This is a genomic window from Aeromonas sp. 1HA1 (assembly GCF_029237385.1).
Lineage (GTDB): Bacteria > Pseudomonadota > Gammaproteobacteria > Enterobacterales > Aeromonadaceae > Aeromonas > Aeromonas popoffii.
In genome coordinates this window covers 1-6,196 of record NZ_JAACGC010000121.1, presented here as the reverse complement: position 1 = coordinate 6,196, position 6,196 = coordinate 1, and the positions used below count along the sequence as shown (strand labels likewise).

Annotated in this window: 4 protein-coding genes; 3 read left to right on the top strand and 1 reads right to left on the bottom strand. The window is 53.0% G+C overall.

What is annotated here, in order from left to right; genetic code table 11:
• Nucleotides 1-129: 129 nt before the first annotated feature.
• Both GWQ22_RS20635 and GWQ22_RS20630 read left to right on the top strand, forming a co-directional pair.
• Nucleotides 130-1,572: a restriction endonuclease subunit S gene (locus tag GWQ22_RS20635; protein WP_275931511.1), complete on the top strand. Its 1,443-nt coding sequence runs from the start codon at nucleotides 130-132 to the stop codon at nucleotides 1,570-1,572.
• Nucleotides 1,573-1,671: 99 nt separating this feature from the next.
• Complete coding sequence (locus tag GWQ22_RS20630) at nucleotides 1,672-4,953, top strand: HsdR family type I site-specific deoxyribonuclease (RefSeq protein ID WP_275931510.1); 3,282 nt, start codon at nucleotides 1,672-1,674, stop codon at nucleotides 4,951-4,953.
• A gap of 579 nt (nucleotides 4,954-5,532) precedes the next feature.
• On the opposite strand, the gene GWQ22_RS20625 is transcribed toward GWQ22_RS20630, so the two are convergent.
• Nucleotides 5,533-6,063, bottom strand: coding sequence for a DUF2931 family protein (locus GWQ22_RS20625; RefSeq protein WP_275931509.1), 531 nt, complete (start codon nucleotides 6,061-6,063; stop codon nucleotides 5,533-5,535).
• Here GWQ22_RS20625 and GWQ22_RS20620 point away from each other — a divergent pair.
• Nucleotides 5,968-6,196 (top strand): transposase (locus GWQ22_RS20620; RefSeq protein WP_275931508.1); only part of this gene is annotated, 229 nt, incomplete at its 3' end. The two genes, GWQ22_RS20625 and GWQ22_RS20620, sit on opposite strands and share 96 nt — an antisense overlap.

Here is a 6,196-nt window from a genome sequence, read left to right as displayed (position 1 = left end):
GAACAGGGATTGCAGGCTGGAGCTCACTCTGGGAAGGCTGGCAAACACTGCAAAGTAAACTGGACGGCTTTATTGCCGCCAAAGAGATGATGGCTTCGGGGATCAAGATCTGATCAAGAGACAGGCTCAATGAAGCCGCTGCGTTGGATCAAGCGATCCGGTCCAATATGGAGGCGCTGGGTTATGGCGAGTGATTTTTTTACCACAACCATTGGGGAACAACTGACCTTACAAAGAGGCTTTGATATTACAAAGAAGGAGCAAATGGCAGGTGATGTGCCGGTTGTTTCATCTGGCGGGATATCCAGCTATCATAATTTGGCTAAAGCTACTGCCCCAGGCGTTGTATTAGGCCGAAAGGGTTCTCTTGGGACAGTGTATTTCCTGAAGGAAGATTATTGGCCCCACGATACAAGTTTGTGGGTTAAAGATTTCAAAGGGAATAACCCTCACTTTGTCTATTACTTTTTTAAAGGAATGGCTTCTGAACTTAAAAAGATGGATGTCGGCGCGGCAAATCCAGCTTTAAACAGAAACCATGTGCATCTTTTAAAAACAAAATGGCCGTCAATTTATATTCAAAACAAGATAGCTGAAATCGCATCATCACTCGATGACAAAATCACTCACAATCGCCAGATCAACCAGACTCTAGAGCAGATGGCGCAAGCGCTGTTTAAATCGTGGTTTGTGGACTTTGATCCCGTGGTCGATAACGCGCTGGATGCGGGCTTCTTCGAGCAGGATTTAGCCTTCCCTGACGAACTGCTGCGCCGTGCAGAGGCACGTAGAGCAGTGCGTGAACATGGTGACTTTAAGCCGCTGCCAGACGCTACCCGCCAACTGTTCCCCGCCGCCTTTGAGGAGTGCGCCGAGCCCTCTCTTGGCCTCGGTGGCTGGGTACCACAGGGCTGGAAATACCAGAATTTTGGACAACTCCTTTCTATGTCGATTGGTGGCGACTGGGGAAAAGATTCTCCTGATGAATCCCATTCTGTACAATCGAGAATTGTAAGGGGAACAGATATCCCTGATTTGATGAGTGGCCAATTAAGCAAAGCTCCGTTACGCTGGGTGGAACCTAAAAAACTAAAATTAAGACAAATTGAGGCCGGGGATATCATTATTGAAGTCTCTGGTGGTAGTCCGACTCAATCTACTGGGCGTTCCATTTTCATGTCAGATTTAATGCTGCAACGTTTAGGCGAAGTTGTTGAGCCTGCGAGCTTTTGTAGAAGATTTAAACCTAAATCTATTAATCATGGTTTGCTAGGTTTTCTTCATCTTCAGAAAATATATGCTGATGGGAAAATGTGGGAATACCAGAACCAAAGCACGGGGATCGCCAACTTTCAGACTAAATTCTTCCTTGAGGCGGAGCCTGTACTAATCCCATCTAATGATTTGTTAGATGAATTCTGCAAACGTGTAAAGCCATTGGTAGATAAAAGTCATAGCAATGAACAGATTGTTCTTACCAATCTCCGCGACACCCTGCTACCCAAACTGATCTCTGGCGAGTTGCGCCTCGATCATATTGAAGCTGAGCTTGCCAAGGTAGAGGTGGCCTAAACCGGTGGGTGGCGTAGCCATTGCTGCGCTGCCCTTTCGCCCTTGCCTTACGCCCAGCGTTAACGAACCCATTTTGAGCAAATAGAAGAAGCCATTGCCATGAGCCATATTTTCACGGAAGCAAAGCTGGAACAGGCCATTATCACCTTGCTGGGCCATCACCTTAACTCAGCTGGCCAGCCTTGTTACCCTCACTATGTCGGCAGCGATGTGCCACGCAAGGATAACAGTGAGGTGCTGATTGCTGATGACCTGCGCCTGTACCTTGCCCGCCAGTATCAGGCCGATGGCATTACCGAAGGTGAGATTGCGACCATTCTGCACCAGTTGCAGACCCTGCCCGCCAGTGACCTCTACCAGAGCAATAAAACCTTCTGCCACTGGCTCAGTAATGGCTTTTTGCTCAAGCGCGAAGACCGGGATCAGAAAGACCTCTATATCGAGTTGATGAACACCCACGCCTTGCCCAGCCAGCTGGCCAGTATGTTCGTGGGGCAAGAGGAGGTAACTGCCGAGGCCGACCACAATATCTATCGAGTGGTGAATCAGCTCGAGATCGAAGGCCAGACCCGCGATGGCGGGCTACAGACCCGCATCCCCGATGCCATCCTCTACGTCAATGGCCTGCCGCTGGTGGTGTTCGAGTTCAAATCGGCGGTGCGCGGTGAAGAAGCCACCACCTATGACGCCTGGCGCCAGCTCTGTGTGCGCTACCGGCGCGATATCCCCAAGCTGTTCGTCTATAACGCCCTGTGTATCGTCAGTGACGGGGTGAACAACAAGATGGGCAACCTGTTTGCCCCCTATGAGTTCTACTATGCATGGCGCAAGGTAACCGGTAACGAGTCTACCGAGCAGGAGGGTATCAACGGCCTCTACACCCTGATCCAGGGGCTGTTTCACCCGGTACGGCTGCTCGATGTGGTGAAGAACTTCGTTTTCTTCCCTGACACAGCCAAGAGTGAAACCAAGATCTGCTGCCGCTATCCGCAGTATTACGCGGCCCGCAAGCTCTACTACAACATCAAAAAAGAGCGCAAGCTGATAGCCGCCAATGGTGAAAACATCGGGGGTAGCGGTAAGGGGGGCACCTACTTTGGCGCCACCGGCTGTGGCAAGAGCTACACCATGCAGTTTTTGGCGCGCCTCTTGATGAAGAGCATCGACTTTGCCAGCCCGACCATCATCCTCATTACCGACCGCACCGATCTCGATGAGCAGCTATCCAAGCAGTTCTGCAGCGCCACCGCCTTTATCGGTGATGCGGTGATTGAGCCGGTCACCAGCCGTCAGGATCTGCGTGACAAGCTGGCTGGCCGTGCCAGTGGCGGGGTATTCCTCACCACCATTCACAAGTTCACCGAAGATATCCAAAAGCTCTCCGATCGCAGCAATATCATCTGTATCTCTGATGAGGCCCACCGCAGCCAGATCAACCTTGATTTGAAGCTCACCTTCGACCAGGAGAGGGGAACCATCAAAAAGACCTATGGCTTCGCCAAGTACCTGCATGACTCGCTGCCCAATGCCACCTATGTGGGCTTTACCGGTACGCCTATCGACGCCACGCTGGATGTGTTCGGCCCCACCATCGACAGCTACACCATGACCGAGTCAGTCAACGACCAGATCACGGTACGCATTGTCTATGAAGGCCGCGCCGCCAAGGTGGTACTTGATAACAGCAAGCTGGAAGAGATCGAGCAGTATTACCAGGAGTGCGAGGCGCAGGGGGCCAGCGAGCACCAGATTGAAGAGAGCAAGAAGACCACGGCCAGCATGAACTCGATCCTGGGCGACCCGGATCGCATCGAGGCGCTGGCCAAGGATTTTGCCAAGCATTACGAGCAACGGGTGGCGGAAGGCTCGACCGTCAAAGGCAAGGCGATGTTTGTCTGTGCCAGCCGGGAGATTGCCTATGCCTTCTATCAGAGCCTCAAACTGAAACGCCCCGAGTGGTTCGAGCCCAAACTGGCCATCGATGGCGTCACTCTCTCAGAGCAAGAGGCCAAGGAGCTGATACGCCTGCCCCAGGTCAATATGGTGATGACCCGTGGCCAGGATGATGACGCGGTAATGTATGAGCTGCTCGGTACCAAGGAATATCGCCGGGAGCTGGACAAGCAGTTCAAGAACCCCAAATCCAACTTCAAGGTCGCCATCGTGGTGGACATGTGGCTGACCGGCTTTGATGTGCCGGAGCTCGATACCATCTACATCGACAAGCCGCTGCAAAAGCACAACCTGATCCAGACCATCTCCCGGGTCAACCGCCGCTTTGAGGGCAAGGAGAAGGGGCTGGTGGTCGATTACATCGGGATCAAAAGCCGGATGAACATGGCACTGGCCATGTACTCGAAGGCGGATAAGTCCAACTTTGAAGATGTTCAGCAATCGCTGATCGAGGTGCGCAATCACCTGCATCTGCTTGGCCAGGTGTTCCATACCTTCGATAACCGTGATTACTTCTCTGGCACGCCGACCTTGCAGCTCGACTGCCTCAACCGCGCCGCCGAGTTTGCCCTGCAGACCAAGAAGATTGAGCTGCGCTTTATGGGCTTGGTTAAACGGCTCAAGGCCGCCTATGACGTGTGCGTGGGCAGTGAGGAGATTGGCCAGGAGGAGCGCGAGCTGATCCACTTCTATCTGGCGGTGCGCTCCATCGTCTACAAACTCACCAAGGGTGATGCGCCTGATACCGCACAGATGAACCAGAAGGTGCGGGAGATGATTGCAGAGGCCCTCAAGGCTGAGGGGGTGGAGGAGATATTCACCCTGGGTGAGGACAAGGCCGAGACCATCGATATCTTTGATGACGAGTACATGGACCGTATTGGCAAGATCAAGCTGCCCAACACCCGGATGCAACTGCTGCAAAAGATGCTGGCCAAGGCCATCAGCGATTTTCAAAAGGTGAACCAGCTGCAGGGGATTAACTTCTCCAAACGCTTCCAGGCACTGGTAGAACAGTACAACCAGCGTAAAGAGAACGACGTGCTCAACGGTGAAGAGTTCGATGCCTTCACCCAGCAGATGGCCGACATGATCTACGACATCAAGTCCGAGATGATGTCGTTCGCCGATATCGGCATCGACATGGAGGAGAAGGCGTTCCTCGATATCCTCGAGCACATGTGCGTGAAGTACGACTTCACCTATGACGAAGAGAAGATGCTGGAACTGGCCAAAGAGATGAAGGTGACGGTCGATAACAACGCCCAGTACCCTGACTGGAGCAACCGCGACGATATCAAGGCCAAGCTGAAGGTAGACCTGATCCTGCTGCTACACCGCTACGGCTTCCCGCCAGTGGCCAACGATGAGGTCTACAAGAGCGTGTTGGAGCAGGCGGAGAACTTCAAGAAGTACCACAAGGGATGATGTGCCGCGTTGGCACGAGTGTCAGTGGGTGGTGGTGTAGCCCTCTGCCATAAGGGCCGCCAAGCTAACGTGGAAGGAAATCGACAGCCATTCCTCAGACACTGGTCACAAGAAGCATCACGACCACGGAGTGGGCGACTTAATCGAGGAAGCTCAACAGCGGTGGCGGGATCTAGATTTAGAGCAATTCGAGACGGTATTTCGATTTCGCCTTGGCAACACTGAGCGAGTCTGGGGGTTCATCATTCAAGCGCATTTTCACATTGTGTGGTGGGATAGGGATCACAGCATCTACCCTACAAAGCAATCGTGACATCGGGCTGAAAGCACTGGGTTCCTGCCCCGTCATTTCGACGGGGTAGACCAGCTAACGATCCACTGCCCGCAGTTATTATTGACGCCCCTTGTGTCACGCCTTCCCCGACAGTGTCTGAGTAACCATGGCAGTAACCCCGCGCCTAACTCGGCAGCATCCTGGCATAGCCAGCGCCCTTACTGGCCGTAAACTCCGCGCTTAAACCGGCAAGGCGGTAACGACTCGCCACATTTGCGCAATTGCCCCTAAACTGAAGCGCTTCATCATTGCACTGGGTCTGTATCTGTCTTGGGCTGCGCTGCTCGGTAGGCTTCCATGATAGGAGCCCATGCTTCACCGGTAGGGATAGGATTTTTCTGGTAGAGAGCACCAAATCGCTCTGTGAACTCATCAATCCCATACTGCCGATTGAGTGGGACTTTCTTGTCATACCAATCGTCGGTCACTTCATGGGCCATACCACTCGCAACCAGAACGTCAGGCAGTGGATCAGGGCTTCTCAAAAACACCTCTACATATCCGCCAGGGGCAAGCCCCAACGCAACGTAGTTACGCTGTGCTATTCGCTCCCCTTTGAGGCGGTAACGCTGCGCCATCTGCTTCCCCAGATCTTTAGTAAGCGTCCGGCCACTACCGTCTGGTGAATGGAGGCAGTTGTGGACAAAGTAGTTCCCACTAAAAAGTAGTGGGAACCAAAAATGGTGTACACCAATAGCCGTACCAATAGCAGCCGTAAAGGCAGAGCCAATTACTCGCGAGAATTCAAACAGCGACTTGTCGATGCCGCCAACCAACCCGGTGTCTCCGTCTCAAAACTCGCACAGGAGCACGGGGTCAATGCCAACCTCTTGTTCAAATGGCGACGTGATGCCAAAGCCGAAGCCCCTGCGTTATATCCCATCGAACTGGTGTTGCCCCCTTCATCCA

Bases quoted from the DNA above. Each gene is read 5' to 3' on its own strand.
- GWQ22_RS20635 (WP_275931511.1), top strand. From the start codon at position 130: ATGAAGCCGCTGCGTTGGATCAAGCGATCCGGTCCAATATGGAGGCGC.
- GWQ22_RS20630 (WP_275931510.1), top strand. From the start codon at position 1,672: ATGAGCCATATTTTCACGGAAGCAAAGCTGGAACAGGCCATTATCACC.